The sequence below is a fragment of the Mesorhizobium sp. WSM4845 genome, from assembly GCF_055811455.1.
Genome location: NZ_JBVVQA010000030.1, coordinates 13,601 through 28,538, shown reverse-complemented (window position 1 = coordinate 28,538; position 14,938 = coordinate 13,601). Strand labels below are relative to the sequence as shown.

At 63.3% G+C, this 14,938-nt stretch carries 16 protein-coding genes, 1 tRNA gene and 1 pseudogene; 9 read left to right on the top strand and 9 right to left on the bottom strand.

The window, feature by feature from the left end; translation table 11 throughout:
• Window positions 1–66: 66 nt before the first annotated feature.
• Entirely contained in the window at window positions 67–957 is an 891-nt protein-coding gene (locus tag AC0L2C_RS26905; protein ID WP_128246459.1) for an SDR family oxidoreductase, read from the bottom strand.
• A 136-nt stretch (window positions 958–1,093) separates the two neighbouring features.
• Between AC0L2C_RS26905 and AC0L2C_RS26900 the strand changes: the two genes are divergently transcribed.
• Both AC0L2C_RS26900 and AC0L2C_RS26895 read left to right on the top strand, forming a co-directional pair.
• Entirely contained in the window at window positions 1,094–1,504 is a 411-nt protein-coding gene (locus tag AC0L2C_RS26900) for a winged helix-turn-helix transcriptional regulator (protein ID WP_128180464.1), read from the top strand.
• Window positions 1,505–1,585: 81 nt separating this feature from the next.
• Window positions 1,586–2,824, top strand: a complete 1,239-nt coding sequence (locus AC0L2C_RS26895; protein WP_128246460.1) for an FAD-dependent oxidoreductase — start codon at window positions 1,586–1,588, stop codon at window positions 2,822–2,824.
• On the opposite strand, the gene AC0L2C_RS26890 is transcribed toward AC0L2C_RS26895, so the two are convergent.
• Window positions 2,787–3,548: a glutathione S-transferase family protein gene (locus AC0L2C_RS26890; protein ID WP_128246461.1), complete on the bottom strand. Its 762-nt coding sequence runs from the start codon at window positions 3,546–3,548 to the stop codon at window positions 2,787–2,789. The two genes, AC0L2C_RS26895 and AC0L2C_RS26890, sit on opposite strands and share 38 nt — an antisense overlap.
• Window positions 3,549–3,646: 98 nt before the next feature.
• On the opposite strand from AC0L2C_RS26890, the gene AC0L2C_RS26885 reads away from it, so the two are divergent.
• Window positions 3,647–4,099, top strand: a complete 453-nt coding sequence (locus AC0L2C_RS26885) for a MarR family winged helix-turn-helix transcriptional regulator (protein ID WP_128246462.1) — start codon at window positions 3,647–3,649, stop codon at window positions 4,097–4,099.
• A gap of 36 nt (window positions 4,100–4,135) precedes the next feature.
• On the opposite strand, the gene AC0L2C_RS26880 is transcribed toward AC0L2C_RS26885, so the two are convergent.
• Window positions 4,136–4,564 carry an anthrone oxygenase family protein gene (locus tag AC0L2C_RS26880; protein ID WP_287066720.1) on the bottom strand — a complete coding sequence of 143 codons (429 nt, stop codon included), beginning with the start codon at window positions 4,562–4,564 and terminating at the stop codon, window positions 4,136–4,138.
• A gap of 177 nt (window positions 4,565–4,741) precedes the next feature.
• Here AC0L2C_RS26880 and AC0L2C_RS26875 point away from each other — a divergent pair, with 177 nt between their 5' ends.
• Both AC0L2C_RS26875 and ilvC read left to right on the top strand, forming a co-directional pair.
• Window positions 4,742–5,395: a TetR/AcrR family transcriptional regulator gene (locus tag AC0L2C_RS26875; protein ID WP_287066719.1), complete on the top strand. Its 654-nt coding sequence runs from the start codon at window positions 4,742–4,744 to the stop codon at window positions 5,393–5,395.
• A gap of 138 nt (window positions 5,396–5,533) precedes the next feature.
• Window positions 5,534–6,553: a ketol-acid reductoisomerase gene (gene ilvC, locus AC0L2C_RS26870; protein ID WP_473524841.1), complete on the top strand. Its 1,020-nt coding sequence runs from the start codon at window positions 5,534–5,536 to the stop codon at window positions 6,551–6,553.
• A gap of 199 nt (window positions 6,554–6,752) precedes the next feature.
• On the opposite strand, the gene AC0L2C_RS26865 is transcribed toward ilvC, so the two are convergent.
• Together AC0L2C_RS26865 and AC0L2C_RS26860 are read right to left on the bottom strand one after the other, a co-directional pair.
• On the bottom strand, window positions 6,753–7,037 hold the full coding sequence (locus tag AC0L2C_RS26865; protein WP_473524840.1) for a PilZ domain-containing protein: 285 nt from the start codon (window positions 7,035–7,037) through the stop codon (window positions 6,753–6,755).
• 202 nt (window positions 7,038–7,239) lie between these two features.
• Window positions 7,240–7,872 carry a BA14K family protein gene (locus AC0L2C_RS26860; RefSeq protein ID WP_287247353.1) on the bottom strand — a complete coding sequence of 211 codons (633 nt, stop codon included), beginning with the start codon at window positions 7,870–7,872 and terminating at the stop codon, window positions 7,240–7,242.
• Between the two features lie 155 nt (window positions 7,873–8,027).
• On the opposite strand from AC0L2C_RS26860, the pseudogene AC0L2C_RS26855 reads away from it, so the two are divergent.
• A pseudogene (locus tag AC0L2C_RS26855) lies at window positions 8,028–9,141 on the top strand (endonuclease/exonuclease/phosphatase family protein).
• Between the two features lie 12 nt (window positions 9,142–9,153).
• Window positions 9,154–9,870, top strand: a complete 717-nt coding sequence (locus tag AC0L2C_RS26850; RefSeq protein ID WP_128246468.1) for a hypothetical protein — start codon at window positions 9,154–9,156, stop codon at window positions 9,868–9,870.
• Window positions 9,871–10,070: 200 nt separating this feature from the next.
• Here AC0L2C_RS26850 and AC0L2C_RS26845 read toward each other — a convergent pair whose 3' ends face one another.
• From AC0L2C_RS26845 to AC0L2C_RS26830, 4 genes are all read right to left on the bottom strand, one after another.
• A complete protein-coding gene (locus AC0L2C_RS26845; protein WP_023798829.1) occupies window positions 10,071–10,313 on the bottom strand; it encodes a hypothetical protein in 243 nt (80 codons plus the stop codon).
• A 117-nt stretch (window positions 10,314–10,430) separates the two neighbouring features.
• Window positions 10,431–11,648, bottom strand: a complete 1,218-nt coding sequence (locus tag AC0L2C_RS26840) for an ABC transporter permease (protein ID WP_473524839.1) — start codon at window positions 11,646–11,648, stop codon at window positions 10,431–10,433.
• 2 nt (window positions 11,649–11,650) lie between these two features.
• Complete coding sequence (locus tag AC0L2C_RS26835) at window positions 11,651–12,355, bottom strand: ABC transporter ATP-binding protein (RefSeq protein ID WP_031254763.1); 705 nt, start codon at window positions 12,353–12,355, stop codon at window positions 11,651–11,653.
• 4 nt (window positions 12,356–12,359) lie between these two features.
• Window positions 12,360–13,652, bottom strand: coding sequence for an efflux RND transporter periplasmic adaptor subunit (locus tag AC0L2C_RS26830; RefSeq protein WP_128180444.1), 1,293 nt, complete (start codon window positions 13,650–13,652; stop codon window positions 12,360–12,362).
• A 126-nt stretch (window positions 13,653–13,778) separates the two neighbouring features.
• Between AC0L2C_RS26830 and AC0L2C_RS26825 the strand changes: the two genes are divergently transcribed.
• Together AC0L2C_RS26825 and AC0L2C_RS26820 are read left to right on the top strand one after the other, a co-directional pair.
• Window positions 13,779–14,690: a PhzF family phenazine biosynthesis protein gene (locus AC0L2C_RS26825; protein ID WP_023798832.1), complete on the top strand. Its 912-nt coding sequence runs from the start codon at window positions 13,779–13,781 to the stop codon at window positions 14,688–14,690.
• 105 nt (window positions 14,691–14,795) lie between these two features.
• A tRNA-Lys gene (locus AC0L2C_RS26820) sits at window positions 14,796–14,871 on the top strand.
• Window positions 14,872–14,938 lie beyond the last annotated feature (67 nt).

Here is a 14,938-nt window from a genome sequence, read left to right as displayed (position 1 = left end):
GATGTCCGGCAGGACAGAGGGGGGCGCTGTCCCGCCGGCTTCGGAAGTCCGGCACTCTATTCTGGCTCAGCCGGCCAGCGCTGCCTTGTTCGCTTCAAGAAACTGCTTCAGCGATTGCGGCTTCCTGCCTGAAAGCGTCTCGATCGCGTCGGTCACCATGTCGATGCGGCCGGTGCGCGTGTTGGTGTCGAAGGACGTGACGATTGGGGCAAAGCCCTCGGGAACGCCGGCAGCCTTCAGGCCCTCGGTCAACGCCTCGTCCGAAAGCTGGACGACCTCGATCGGCTTGCCGGTGACGTCGGTCACCAGGGCTGCGATCTCGGCGACGGTATGGGCCTGCGGACCGGTCAGCGTGTATGTCGTGCTTTCGGTGGCGCCCGAGGCAAGGCCGGCAGCGATCGCCGCGGCCATGTCGTCGCGGGCGCCATGGGCGATGCGGCCGTCAGCTGCGGATGTATACCAGTGCCCCGAGGCAATGGCGTGCGGCAGCGACATGAACAGGTTCTCCTGATACCAGCCGTTGCGGAAAATCGTGTAGGCGATGCCGCTCGCCTTGATCGCCTGCTCGGTCCCGTAGTGATCGCCCGCAAACAGCACCGGCGATCCCGGCTCAGGATTGGGCATCGAGGTGTAGAGCAGATGCGAAACGCCGGCCTGCCGCGCGGCTGCGACGGCATTTTCGTGCTGCTTGAGGCGCTTGCCCCCAAGGTCGAGCTCGCCGGTCGAGACGATCAGGATCCTGTCGGCGCCCTTGAATGCTTCGACAAGCGATGCCGTGTCATCGAAATCGGCTTGCCTGATGATGACGCCGCGCGCTGCCAGCTCGGCGAGGTTTTCCGGACTGCGGCTTGCGGCGATGATGCGTGCGGGCGGAACCTTGAGGGTGTCCAGCAGATGATCGACGACGCCGCGGCCAAGCTGGCCGGAGGCGCCGGTGACGAGAAGGGTATCGGTCATGGGAAATCCTGTCGTTGCGCCGGAGCGGCGGGTGCTTATATAAGTCTCAAAAAGAGACCAGCACTAAAATAGGAATTGACCGAGCCCCGTAAAGAAGGCAGTTTTGCGGGAGGTAGGCAGGCGCAGGGAACCAGCGATGGACAGCAAAGTCGTCAGTCTGAAGTCGAAGCTCGAGATTTACAAAGCGTGTAGCGGCGGGGGCAGCATTGCCGACTGTCCGGTGCGCGATGTGATCCAGGGCATCAGCAACAAATGGAGTTCGCTGCTGATGATGGCGCTGGCCGAAAAGCCGTACCGGTTCGGCGAATTGCGGCGGCTGGTGCCCGACATTTCACAGCGCATGCTCACCCAGACGCTGCACGATTTGCAGCGCGACGGTTATGTCCATCGCGAGGTCTTCCCGACCAAGCCGCCGAGCGTCGAATACAGTCTGACCGATCTCGGACGCTCGATGTTCGGGCCCCTGCATCAGCTGCTCCAATGGGCCGAGCTCAATCATGGCGCGGTGCGCGCTGCGCGGAACGCTTTCGACGCCGCCGAGACCTGACTCATCGATACCAGGAGCGACGGCTTGATTTGCCGATAGCGCTGAAGGATTGTCCGGCCTGGGCGAGACGATTCGGCGGCAATGGGCAAATCTCTGGACATCGCGATTGCCGGCGCTGGCCCGGCCGGGCTGGCTGCGGCGCTCTATCTGAAGCGTGCCGGGCATCGGATCACCATCTTCGAGCGCTTCGACGAGCCAAAGCCGGTCGGGTCCGGGCTGATCCTGCAGCCGACCGGGCTGACGGTGCTTGCCGATCTTGGCCTGCTCGACGACATCCTCGCGCTGGGCAGCCGCATCGACCGCCTGCATGGCGCCGACGCGAAAACCGGCCGCACCGTGCTCGACGTCCGCTATGATGCGCAGCGCCGCAGTCGTTTCGGGCTGGCGGTGCACCGGGCGGCCCTGTTCGGCGTGCTTTTTGGTGCCGTCCGGCGCGAGGCGATCACCATCGAAACCGGCGTCGAGCTCGAGACGCTGGAAACCGGCGAACGGGCAACGCTGATCTGCGGCAACGGGCGAAGGATAGGGCCGTTCGATCTGGTCGTCGATGCCAGCGGTTCGCGCTCCAGATTGCGGCAGCGTGTGCAGAATCCGGGTGAACTGCGGCCGCTCGCCTATGGCGCGTTCTGGGCGTCGCTCGGCTGGCGCGGCGACGGTTTCGACGAGCACGCGCTGCTGCAGCGCTACGACAGAGCGAGCGTGATGATCGGCGTGCTGCCGATCGGCAGGCCGGAACCGGGCGCCGAGAAGATGGCGGCATTCTTCTGGAGCCTGAAGCCGGCGGACGCAGAGCAGGTCAGGGCGACAGGCCTCGACGCGTGGAAGGCGAGGCTGGTTCGGCTGTGGCCCGAATGCGAGGCGTTCACGCGCCAGCTCGACAGTTTCGATCAGCTTTCGCTGGCGCGCTACGGCCATCACACGCTCAAGGTGCCGGCCGGACGGCGATGGGCGATCATCGGCGATGCGGCACATTCGACCAGCCCGCAGCTCGGGCAAGGGGCGAACATGGCGCTGCTCGACGCGGCGGCGCTCAACTATGCGCTCATAGGAACGGATCGTGTCGATACTGCGCTGGAGGTCTATGTCCGGGCGCGGCGATGGCATGTCCGGGTCTTTCAGGCGCTGTCGCTGATGCTGACGCCGTTCTACCAGTCGGATTCGACCGTGATGCCGTTCGTCCGCGACAGGCTAGTGGCGTCGGTGGCAAAAATCCCGCCGGCGCCAAACATCCTTGCCTCGATGGTGGCTGGAACCATGATCGATCCGTTCAGGCGGATCGGTATCAAGGAAGCGCAGTGGCCGCTTCGCTGCGGCGGATGAGTTTCGAAAGGTGCGAACCCTTCGCTTGCAGGAATGCATGAAGGCGCTGTGGGTAATCCGGGGCGACGGCGTCCATCACCGACTTGCGCTCGTGCAATCGCTTTCGCCAGGCCCCAACACGCGGCTTTCCGCTCAGGATGCCGAATGCGCCGATCCGATCGAAGGCGTCGAAATAGCGGAAGACTGGGCCATAGACTGCATCGACCAGTGAAAAGCGCTCGCCGGCAAACCATGGCCCAGTCCGGCCAGCCGCCAGTTCCGATTCGAGACGATCGAACATTGCCGACAGAGCTTCGCTTTCGGCAAGAAAGGCGGCCTCGGTCGGTGCGGAATAGAACCGACCAATGGCGTTGAGGATGGCCGAGCCGAACTCGATCCAGGCGCGATGCCGGGCGCGGGCCAGCGGGTCGGCAGGATGCAGTGGGTTGGCCAGCGTTTCCTCGAGAAATTCGAGGATGACCGCCGATTCGAAGATCACGGTTTCCTCGCCATTCTGCGGCACGCGCAGCAGCGGTACCTTGCCGAGCGGCGATATCGCCTTGAACCAGGCCGGTTTTTTGGCGAGATCGATGGTGAGGCGTTCGAACGACACGTCCTTTTCGGCGAGCGAGATCGCCGCGCGCTGCACATAGGGACAAAGGTGGTGGCTGACGAGAACGAGTTTGTCGGTCACTAGGCCGCCCGTCTCCGGGATGTCGGCGATCTCCGAGGTTTCATGCTTCATGACAGGGCCATCCGATATAAATGCAGTTGCATCTATATAGATGCATTTGCATCCATTGGCAAGCTTGATGCAATTGCATCTATCGCCTATGCTGCATCATGACGGAGAATCCTTCGCCGGCGGCCATCAAAGCCTGGGCGCGCCTGATGCGCGTTTCGCGCCAGCTGCTGGAAAGAGCCGAAGACGCGCTGAAGGACGCCGGCTTGCCGCCGCTTGCCTGGTACGACGTGCTGCATGAGCTTGCCGAAGCCTGCGAGGGCGGCTTGCGGCCGTTCCAGCTGATCGAGCGCACGCTGTTTGCGCAGTACAACGTCTCGCGGCTGCTGGCGCGCCTCGAAGCGGACGGGCTGGTCGAGAAGCTCAGGGTTGCCGATGACGGTCGCGGACAGACTGTCCGCATCACCGGCAAGGGGCGCGAGATGCGCCGCCGGATGTGGGCCGTCTACGGGCGATCGATCGCCGAACTGGTCGGCGCCAGGCTCTCCAATGATGATCTGGAAACCTTGTCGGCTCTGCTCGGGCGGCTGCGTCATCCGGCGATGCCGGGGTGATGTGGTCCGGCTGGCGCTGAAGGTCGCTTGCAGCCGTCAGGCACTGCCCCAGAGGAATGCCAGTGCCGCCAGCACGCCAAGCATGACGCGAACCAGATGCAGATTGCCCCATTTGACGATCAACGCCCGGGCCTGCGGATTGGCGGCGGCCGCGTCCATCGCCGCCAGCAACCGGTTTGTCGGCATCATTGCGACCAGCGTCCATGGCCATGGCAGGATGATCAGCACCGCCCCGATGAGATAGCCAAGACTGCCGGTCTGCCACCAGGCAATGACACCAAGAACACAGGCGACGATGGCGATCGACGCCTGCATGGCGGCGGCGCGCTTGTAGGAAGGCTGCCATTCCTGCAGCAGTGCACGGTCCTCGAGGCGAAGCCGCGCCGGTTGCTCGGCAACGCTGATATAGATGGCGGCGCCCGCGAAAGCGGCGGCAACAGTCAAGGCAAGCAGGCCGACGAGCATTTTTCTCCCCGCGACATCCGTTCGAGCGGTGGCCGTTCGAGCGGTGGCCGTTCCGGTCTGGAAGTGTCAAAAAGCGGAGATAGGACTTGCACCGGGTCCGACAATACGTCATAGACGCGCCGAACCGTAACGTACGGTACGGCACTGGCCGCCGCCTTTATCGAGCAGGAAAAGAGTTTGTTGCAGGCAAGCGTCGACATCGACACCAGCGAAGCGCTGACCGAGCGGCAGAAAGCCGTGCTCGACGCCGCACTTCGCCTGCTGGTCGAGGAGGGCGATCAGTTGACCATGACCGCCGTGGCGCGGCGGGCAAGCTGTTCCAAGGAAACGCTCTACAAATGGTTCGGCGATCGCGACGGGCTGTTGACGGCAATTGTTCAATGGCAGGCCTCCAAGGTGCGGGTGGTGCCGGTCGACGGCAAGGGGCTTACCCTTGCTTCGCTGACGGTGAGCCTCGCACGTTTCGCTTCGGACTGGCTCAAGGTGATTTCGAGCGACACATCGATCGCGCTGAACCGCGTCGCCATTGGCCGTGCCGGCTCCGGCAACGAAGATCTTGGCGCCATCGTGCTGGAGAACGGGCGTTTCGCGCTGGCCCGGCGCCTGAAGCCGGTACTGGAGGCCGGTCGGCAGGCCGGGCTTCTCGAGTTCTCGGATGCCGAAGCGGCATTCCGCACCTTTTTCGGGCTGGTCGCCCGCGACGTGCAGATCCGCCTGCTGCTCGGCGACCGGCTAAAATTGACTGATGCGGCGATTGGCGGCGATGCCGTCCGGGCGACGCAGCAGTTTCTCGCTCTTCACGGAGCAAAAACCGGGCCGCAAGGCCCCTAGAGCCGGATGATTTCAGGTCAAGTCGACCTGAAATCTGAATCCGGCTCTAAATCAAAGAGATAGAGCATGATGTCGTCCGAAAACCGCTTCACACTTTTCGGCATCATGCTCTGAATTCAAAAACGGGAAGGAAGAAAAATGCGTGTCTATTACGATCGCGACGCCGATCTCAACCTGATCAAGGGCAAGAAGGTCGCCATCATCGGCTATGGCAGCCAGGGCCGGGCGCATGCGCTCAATCTCAAGGATTCCGGCGTTGGGGAAATCGCCATCGGCCTCAAGGTCGGATCGGCGACCGCCCAGAAGGTCGAGGCCGACGGGCTCAAGGTGATGACCGTGGCGGACGCCGCCAAATGGGCCGACCTGATGATGATGGCGACGCCGGACGAGCTGCAGGCCGACATCTACAAATCCGAAATCGCGCCGAACATCCGCGATGGCGCGGCGATCGCCTTCGCCCACGGCCTCAACGTGCACTTTGGCCTGATCGAGCCGAAGGCCTCGGTCGATGTCGTCATGATCGCGCCGAAGGGACCCGGCCACACGGTGCGCGGCGAATACCAGAAGGGCGGCGGCGTGCCGTGCCTGGTCGCGGTCAACCAGGACGCTTCGGGCAATGCACTTGATCTTGCTCTGTCCTATGCCTGCGGCGTCGGCGGCGGCCGTTCGGGCATTATCGAGACCAATTTCCGCGAGGAATGCGAGACCGACCTGTTTGGCGAGCAGGTGGTGCTGTGCGGCGGTCTGGTCGAGCTTATCCGCGCTGGCTTCGAGACGCTGGTGGAAGCCGGCTACGCACCGGAAATGGCCTATTTCGAGTGCCTGCACGAGGTCAAGCTGATCGTCGACCTGATCTATGAAGGCGGCATCGCCAACATGAACTACTCGATCTCGAACACCGCCGAATGGGGCGAATATGTTTCGGGCCCGCGCATCATCACCGCCGAGACCAAGGCCGAAATGAAGCGCGTGCTGAAGGATATCCAGACCGGCAAGTTTACCTCGGAATGGATGCAGGAGTATCGCGCCGGCATGTCGCGCTTCAAGGGCATCCGCCGCAACAACGACAGCCATCAGATCGAGGAAGTCGGCGCCAAGCTGCGCGCGATGATGCCGTGGATTTCGAAGAACAAGCTGGTCGACAAGGCCAAGAACTGACCGAAATCCCCGTTGGTTTCCTTGCGCGTCCTCGGGCTTCGCCCTGCGGGCGCGCGGAGATTTCGAAGAACAAATTGGTCGACAAGGCCAAGAACTGATCGAATCCGCAATTTAGCACAGGAAAGCCGGCGGAGCGCTCCGCCGGCTTTTTACATGAAGGCGGTGTGGTTGGCTGGTTGGAGGGCGCGGTTCAGGGGATCTAGCCGTAGTGCCAGTGGGGCTTTGGCTCGGTGCCGGTGAACATCACGCCGATGCGGTCCTCGCGGCGCCAGCGGACCACTGCCTTGTAGGCGATGCCGTCGGTCGGCACATAGAGCAGGAACTCGTCGGGCACGCGAGCGTCGATCGAGACCTTCAGTTCGGCGCCGCCATCATGCATGTTGCGGACCGTGCACGTGACCTCGGAATTGGTCATGCCGGTCAGGATCGTCGCGCCCTTGAGGACGCGCTGCCTGTGTTTGTCCCTGTTTTCGTCTTCAGCCATCGCGCGCCAATCCCCGGCGATCGTCGCATTTCATGTGGTGCGATCGGCAAGATAACTAGGCCTGCCTGATAAACATAGTGTTATCGTCGGCGGCAAAACGATTTCGCGGTGCCCTGGCCGGACAAAGAACAGTTCAGAAGAAGGCTGCGCCAGACGGAAACGGCGCCGCGAGGGGCGGCGCCGTCTGGAATGCATCAGTCGATCACCTATAGGGCGACCAGCATTGCCGGCGCGGGCCGTTATAGGGTTGGAACGTGTTGTCCCAGGTGCGATACGACCGGTATCGATTGTAGCACCAGCGGACATGGGCGCTCGAACCGTTGTTGTAGTAGCCCCGGTTGTAGTAACCCTGGTTGTAGTAGCCCTGGTTGTAGTAGCCCTGGTACAGGCTGCCAAGGCCGAACCCAAGGCCCAAACCGAGAAGCGCGGCGGCGCCGTTGTCGTCGTCGTCGTAGTAACGGCCGTAATAGCCGCCACCGTAGTACCGGCCGTAATGGCCGCCACCGTAGTACCGGCCACGATTATGGCGCCAGTGCCGCCCACCGTTCCAGTTGCGGCGCCAGTGCCGCCCACCGTTCCAGTTGCCACGGTTCCAATTGCCACGGTTCCAATTGCCACGGTTCCAGTTCCGGGAGAAATTACGGCCACGCATCCAGACGTTATTATTGCCGCCAGCCCAGCTCTCGCGCACCGGCACGATTTCGCGTGCCGCGGCAGCAGTTGGGAGCGGGACGTCAGGCTGAATGGGCCCGGCCATGGAAGGCGCCGAGAGGCCGGAAACAAGACCCAAGGTCAACATGCCCGATCGAATGGTAGTCAAAAAGAGCGGTTTCATTTCACTCTCCGAAAATTCAGGCCCCACTCAGACTAACCCTTAATCATGGACCTTTGCGTCTGAACGGAAGATGAACGGAAACGTTCCATCAACCATGAATGGGCATCGCCCAGCCCCCTTGTTTTCGGCTGCGCTTGTGGGCAAAGGTCACCGCCATGTCCCTGCGCCTCGCCACCTTCAATGTCGAAAACCTGATGAACAGGTTCGATTTTTCCGGATACCGCAACCAGCTCCATGAAGATCGCACGCTGGCGCTCTTCGATATCCAGAGCGAGGCCGAATACAAAATGCTGGAACAGGCGCGGGCGATCGCGCTATCCGACGACACGCGCCAGCTGACGGCACTGGCCATCGCAGCCACCCGCGCCGACATCATCTGCATGCAGGAGGTCGACAATATCGAGGCGCTGAAGGCTTTCGAATACGGCTATCTGTTCAAGATGGTCGGGCATGGCTACCGCCAGAAATACACCACAGCCGGCAATGATTCGCGCGGCATCGATGTCGCCGTGATGATGCGCAACGAGACCGCGCAGGGCCAGCCGGTCGAATTCGTGCGCATGACAAGCCACGCCTATGTCACGTTCGAACAATTCGGCCTGCACACGCCGGAACTGGCAGCGCTTGGGCATCAGGCCAACCAGCGCATCTTCCGGCGCGACTGCCTGGAAATCGACCTGACCGTCGGTGGCGTGCCGCTGACGCTCTATCTGGTGCACTTCAAGTCGATGGGCTCGCCCCGCAACGGTCTCGACGGGCGCCAGGCGACAATGCCGCTGCGCATCGCCGAGGCGCAAGCGGTGCGCCGGATCATCGAGGAGCGTTTCGGTGGGGACCATGCCGCCGATAAAAGCTGGGCGATCTGCGGCGACATGAATGACTATCGGCAGCGCGTGAAGATCTCCGGCGACGCCTTTGACGGCTACCGCTTCGAGGTGATCGATGAGAGCCAGTCCTGCCTCAACGTGCTCACCGCCGGCGGCTTTTGCGAGAATGCGGTCGAGCGGCGCCCGGAAATGGACCGTTGGACCTTATACCATACGCGCGGACCGCAAGAGCGGCATTTGTGCCAGCTCGACTACATCCTGTTGTCGAAGGCACTGGCAGCCAAGAATGCGACCGCCGTTCCCGACATCATCCGCAACGGCCAGCCCTGGCGCACGATCCTTTCCGGCGGGCCAGGAGGTGGACCGCTTTCCGCGTGCCGGCTGGGACCGGCCGAAGGCGTCGGATCATTGTCCGGTGGCGATCACCCTGGAAATAGCCTGAGGATCGTTTTCGTTGAGCTTCGACCTGCCACGCAACATCATCCTGCCGGTCGACGCCGTCGACGTCAGGCTCGACCCCGGCCCGCATCCGTTCGAACGCGATAATGCGCAAGCGATCGCCGAGAATTGGCGGCGCGAGACCGCAGCCAACCCGGCGTTGTTCGACGGCACCGTGGTGCTGCTTTCGGCGCTCCGCTATCGCGACAACAGCCTCGTCGGTCGCTGCCATGCGGTGCGCTACTCGACCTTCATGCTTTGGCGCGGCAATCGCCAGGTGGCGGGGGCCGAGCACGCCTATGCCCATGCCATGCTGGTCGCCGGCGACAATGCGCTGGTGGCGATCCGCATGGCGTCGCACACCGTCAATGCCGGTCGCGTCTACTTCGCCGCCGGCTCGTTCGAGCCAACCGATTTCCGCGACGGCCTTGTCGATGTCGACTTCAACATGATCCGCGAGGTGCAGGAAGAAACCGGCCTCGACCTTGCCGGCGCGGCGCGCGGCAGGCGCTACTATGCCCTGTCGACGGCAACCGGCACGGTGATCTTTCGCCGCTATCGCGAAGCGGCATCCGCCGACGAGATCGCGCAGCGCATCAGCGCCTTTGTCGCCACCGAGGCAGAGCCGGAGATCGACGGGCCTGTCATCATCCGCAGTGCCGATGACCTGCCGGACGGGCTGATGCCGCACATGAAGCCACTGATCGAGTGGCATTTTGCCGACAAGGACTAACGCATCGGGCCGAAAATCGGAATCGATTTTCGGAAAGCACGATGCGCAGATTCAAAGTGTTAGGGCGTACTTTGTGCGTCCAAGTGGACGCACGTCGCTGTTTCGAAGTGTTAGAGCGTACTTGTGCGTCCAAGTGGACGCACGTCGCTGTTTCGAAGTGTTAGAGCGTACTTTGTGCGTCCAAGTGGACGCACGTCGCTCTAATGACGCATCTTGTTTTCGATGGTTTTGCGGTCGTAGCGGGCGGCGACGAAAAACAGCATGACGCCGATACCCAGCACCGCACCCATCGCCGTTCCCATCGTCTGACCGACAACCTGCTGGAAGTCGGCGGTGACATGATCGGGGTTGGCCATGCCATAGCTGGCCAAGTACCACCAAAGCCCCGCCAATGCGGCCTCGATGATCACCGTCACCAAAGCCACTCGCTCTTTCTTGCTCATCCCACTATCCCCCTATCCTCAAGGCGATTGCTAGCACCGCGGGCTGTTCCGCGACAGGGGCAGGGCGGCCGCGTCAATATTTTGGGGACATCTGAAGGCGACGCACGCTGCGCCGCGCTATTCATGCCTCAGCGCGTCGATCGGATCGAGCCGCGCGCCGCGCAGCGCCGGGAAGAAACCGAATACCATGCCGATCAGCGCCGAGAAGCCGACGGCGAGCAGGATCACCGCCGGGCTTGGCGCAAACGGGATGGCCAGCGTCAGCGAGGCGACGCCGGCCAACGCCAGGCCGATCAGGATGCCGATGATGCCGCCGAGCAGCGACAGCACGGTCGCCTCGACGAGGAACTGGATGAGGATGTGCTTTTCATGCGCGCCGATGGCCAGCCTTATGCCGATCTCGCGGGTGCGCTCGGTGACCGACACCAGCATGATGTTCATGATGCCGATGCCGCCGACCAACAGGCTGACGCCGGCGACCGCTCCCAGCATGCCGGTCATCGTAGTGGTGGCGCTCGCCATGGCGTCGGCAATCTGGGTCATGTCGCGTATCGAGAAGTCGTCTTCGCGGTCCGGCGGGATGCGGCGTGCATCGCGCAAGATGTCCTCGACCCGCGGCAGCAGTTCGGTGGTCGGCGTCCTGTCGTCGGCGGCGACGTAGATCGAGTCGATGTCGCGGTTGCCGGCGATGCGGCGCTGGTAGGCGGCGAGCGGCATCAGCACGACATTGTCCTGATCCTGGCCGAAGCCGGTATAGCCCTTCGGCTCGAGCAGGCCGATGATCTTGCACGAGGTGCGGTTGACGCGAATGATCTCGCCTTCGGGGTCGCCGGCGCCGAAGAACTGCTGGCGCACGGTTTCGCCGATCAGGCAGACGCCGGTGCCCGAGCGGATTTCCGAATCGCTGAACGGTCGGCCCGAGATCAGCTTCCAGTCGCGCGCATCGAGATAGGCGCTGTCGGTGCCGGTGACACCCGACGTCAGGCTTTCGGTGCCGATGATGACGCGGACCTGCTTTTGCGAGGCGGGCGAGATGGCGCGGGCGCCGCTCAAATGTGCGACAAGCGCGGCAAGTTCCTTGCTGCCGAGCGGACGTGTGGCCTGGTCGAGCCCTCCCGGTCCGCCGGGCCCGGCCGGGCGGCCGGGGCGGACAACGAGCAAATTGCTGCCGAGCTTGGAAATGTCGGCCTTTACCTTTTCAGTGGTGCCCGAGCCGATGGTGAGCATGGCGATGACGGCGGCAACGCCGATGACGATGCCGAGCAGCGTCAGAAACGAGCGCAGCACGTTGCGGCGCACTGAAAGCAGCGAGAGGCGGACGGTTTCCCAGATCATGGTTACACCACCTCAAGGTTCATGGCATCGGAGGCGACGTGGCCGTCGAGGAAGCGAATTGTGCGCTCGGCATAAGCAGCGACATCGGCCTCGTGGGTGACCATGGCGATGGTCAGGCCAAGCTCGGTGTTCAGCCGCGTCAGCAGCTCCATGATCTCGTGCGTGCGTGCGGTGTCGAGATTGCCGGTCGGTTCGTCGGCGACGAGCAGGGTCGGCCTGGTGACGATGGCGCGCGCGATCGCCACGCGCTGCTGCTGGCCGCCGGAGAGCTCGGCCGGCGTGTGGTGCTCGCGGCCGACAAGGCCGACCTCGGCCAGCGCCTTCATCGCGAGGTCGTGACGCTCGCGGGCGGCGACGCCGCGATAGATCAGCGGCAGTTCGACATTCTCCACCGCGGTGGTGCGCGGCAGGAGATTGTAGCCCTGGAAGACGAAGCCGACATAGAGATTGCGCAGCATGGCGCGGCGGTTGCGGTCGAGGCGGCCAGCATCGATGCCCATGAAGCTGTAGGTTCCGGCCGTCGGCGTGTCGAGGCAGCCGATGATGTTCATCGCCGTCGATTTGCCCGAGCCGGACGGACCCATGATGGCGACGGATTCGCCGCTGCGGATGGCAAGATCGACGCCAGCCAGCGCATGGACCGTGGCCTCGCCCTGGCCATAGCTCTTCCAGACCTTGTCGAAGGTGATGAGCAGCGAGCCTGACATAATTTCAGCTCCGCTGCTGCGCTGCGGTGATGACTTGCGCACCTTCTGCGAGACCGGAGGTGATCTCGGTCAGTTCGCCATCGGTGGAGCCGACTTTGACGTTGACCGGCCGAGGCCGGCCATTCTCCAGGACGTAGAGCGTGCGCGAGCCGTCGGTGGGCTGCGCCGTCGCCTGGCGCTGGCGGTTGCCGCGTGGACGGCCCATGCGGCCCGTGAACAGGTCGCTCAGGCTCCACGCTCGGGCAGCAGATGCCGCCGGACGGTAACGGAAAGCTGTCGACGGCACGGTGAGCACGCCCTTGGCCTCTCTGGTGACGACCGAAACGGTGGCAGTCATGCCGGGCCGCAACAGAAGCTCGTTGTTGTCGACCTCGAACCGCGCGTCGTAGGTGACGACGCCGTCGGTGGTGACCGAAGCATAGGAGATGTCGCGGATCTCGGCATCGAACGGCCGCTCGGGAAAGGCGTCGACGGTGAAGCGGGCATGCTGGCCGGGCTTGACCGCGCCGATGTCGGCCTCGTCGACCGCTGCCTTCAACTCCATGTTCCTCAGGTCGGCGGCGATGACGAACAGCACCGGCGCTTGCAGCGAGGAGGCAACCGTCTGGCCGGGATCGACCGAGCGCGTCAGAACGATGCCGTCGATGGGCGCATAGATGGTGCTTTTGGCGAAGTCCGTCTGCTGCGCCTTGAGATCGGCATTGGCGATGGCCAGATTGGCTTTGGCGCTGTCGAGCGCTGCCTTTGAGCGGTCGCGCGTCGCTGTCGCCGCTTCAAGCGACTGGTCAGTCGCCATGCCGCGCTTGGTGAGCGCCGCCGCGCGCGCAACCGCCCTTTCGTTTTCGGTGAGGGTAACGGTGGCGGTCTCGACATTGGCAGCCGCCGCCTTGGCGGAAGCCTCGGCGCGCTCGATCTGCACCTCCAGCTTGGCCGTATCGAGCGCCGCCAGCACATCGCCCTTCTTCACCTGCTGGTTCTCGTTGACCGCGACCGAGCGGACGACGCCGGACAGCTCGCTCGAAATGTCGACCTGGGTGAGCGGCTGCAGCGTGCCGGTCGCCGATACTTCGACCGTGAGGTCGGCGACAGCGGCCGGCACAGTGGTATAGTCGATCTTGGCGGGAGACGCGGCATACCATTGGTACCCCGCCAGGCTTGCGGCGACGACGACCAGCACAAGCAGGCCATAAAGCCAGCCGCGACGCCGTTTCTTCTTCAGACCCAGGCGGTCGAGCCCGAGTGCCGTCTTTATGTCGGAAGTGGATTCCGTCTTTGGCAGATTGACAATCTGGTCCACGCCGGACCCCTATAATACCAGTGATGTCCCAACCGGTGCACTGATCAGGCCGAATGGTTCAAATATCAAATTAAATTTCGCCCATGTTTGGGCCCCTGTTGGGATTGAGGCAGAAGGCTTTCTACAATGCTGACCCGGAATTACTTACTTTACGACGTGTTCACCACCGAGCGGCTGGGCGGCAATCCGCTGGCCGTCGTGCTTGACAGCAAGGGACTGGACACTGCCGCGATGCAGGCTATCGCGGGCGAGTTCAACCTGTCGGAAACCGTTTTCGTGCTGCCGCCCGACAATCCCAAGCACCGCGCCCGCATCCGCATCTTCACGCCCGACCATGAGATGCCGTTCGCCGGCCATCCGACGGTGGGCGCTGCGATTGCGCTTGCCGAAATGGCTGGCGATGGCGACACTGCCGGCATCTTCGTGCTGGAGGAAAACATCGGCCCGGTGCGCTGCGCCGTCAGCAAGCACGATGGCGCCATCTTTGCCGAGTTCGACCTGGCCAAGCTGCCGGAGCGGTTGGAATTGTCCGCCGACCCGGAAGCGATCGGGGCGGCACTTGGCCTGGGGCCGCACGAAGTCGGCTTCGAAAACCACCGCGTCTCGTTCTGGTCGGCCGGCGTGCCCTACGTGACCATTCCGGTCGCCGATCTGGAGGCGGCGGCCCGGATAAGGCTGGACAACCAGGCGTGGTCGGAACTGGCGCCCCGCAAGAGCGATTGGGCCCTCGCCAGCCCGTATGTCTATTGCCGCGAGACGGTGAACCACGACAGCGCCTTCCATGTCCGCATGATCGTGCCGGGCAATCCATCCTATGAAGATCCGGCGACCGGTTCGGCGGCCGCCGCCTTCGCCGGCGCGATCATGCATTTCGACGGTCCGAGAGAGGGTGTTTCCCAGCGTTGGATCGAACAAGGGCTGGAGATGGGGCGGCCTTCGCGCATCCGCCTCGAACTGAATGTCGAAGGCGGCAAACTGGCCGCCGCCCGCATCGGCGGCCATGCCGTCAAGGTGGCGGAAGGCAAGCTGTTCGTCTGACGATGTGCGGCACTTCAGCGATTTGTCGGGAAATGAATCCGGCAGGGCTGGACATGGCGGATGGCGGCGGCTATATGCCCGCCGACGCTGGTTTTACCGGCGAGTGGGTGCGTAGCTCAGTTGGTAGAGCAGCTGACTCTTAATCAGCGGGTCACAGGTTCGATCCCTGTCGCACCCACCATTTAATCCGTTGATATTACTCGCTTTCTCGCTGCCTGAAAGAGTGTCGCGAACATGCGGTTCCAAAT

Excerpts from the sequence above, each read along its gene's own strand:
- AC0L2C_RS26905 (WP_128246459.1), bottom strand. The coding sequence starts at position 957 with ATGACCGATACCCTTCTCGTCACCGGCGCCTCCGGCCAGCTTGGCCGC.
- AC0L2C_RS26900 (WP_128180464.1), top strand. The coding sequence starts at position 1,094 with ATGGACAGCAAAGTCGTCAGTCTGAAGTCGAAGCTCGAGATTTACAAA.
- AC0L2C_RS26895 (WP_128246460.1), top strand. The coding sequence starts at position 1,586 with ATGGGCAAATCTCTGGACATCGCGATTGCCGGCGCTGGCCCGGCCGGG.
- AC0L2C_RS26890 (WP_128246461.1), bottom strand. The coding sequence starts at position 3,548 with ATGAAGCATGAAACCTCGGAGATCGCCGACATCCCGGAGACGGGCGGC.
- AC0L2C_RS26885 (WP_128246462.1), top strand. The coding sequence starts at position 3,647 with ATGACGGAGAATCCTTCGCCGGCGGCCATCAAAGCCTGGGCGCGCCTG.
- AC0L2C_RS26880 (WP_287066720.1), bottom strand. The coding sequence starts at position 4,564 with ATGCTCGTCGGCCTGCTTGCCTTGACTGTTGCCGCCGCTTTCGCGGGC.
- ilvC (WP_473524841.1), top strand. The coding sequence starts at position 5,534 with ATGCGTGTCTATTACGATCGCGACGCCGATCTCAACCTGATCAAGGGC.
- AC0L2C_RS26865 (WP_473524840.1), bottom strand. The coding sequence starts at position 7,037 with ATGGCTGAAGACGAAAACAGGGACAAACACAGGCAGCGCGTCCTCAAG.
- AC0L2C_RS26860 (WP_287247353.1), bottom strand. The coding sequence starts at position 7,872 with ATGAAACCGCTCTTTTTGACTACCATTCGATCGGGCATGTTGACCTTG.
- AC0L2C_RS26845 (WP_023798829.1), bottom strand. The coding sequence starts at position 10,313 with ATGAGCAAGAAAGAGCGAGTGGCTTTGGTGACGGTGATCATCGAGGCC.
- AC0L2C_RS26840 (WP_473524839.1), bottom strand. The coding sequence starts at position 11,648 with ATGATCTGGGAAACCGTCCGCCTCTCGCTGCTTTCAGTGCGCCGCAAC.
- AC0L2C_RS26835 (WP_031254763.1), bottom strand. The coding sequence starts at position 12,355 with ATGTCAGGCTCGCTGCTCATCACCTTCGACAAGGTCTGGAAGAGCTAT.
- AC0L2C_RS26825 (WP_023798832.1), top strand. The coding sequence starts at position 13,779 with ATGCTGACCCGGAATTACTTACTTTACGACGTGTTCACCACCGAGCGG.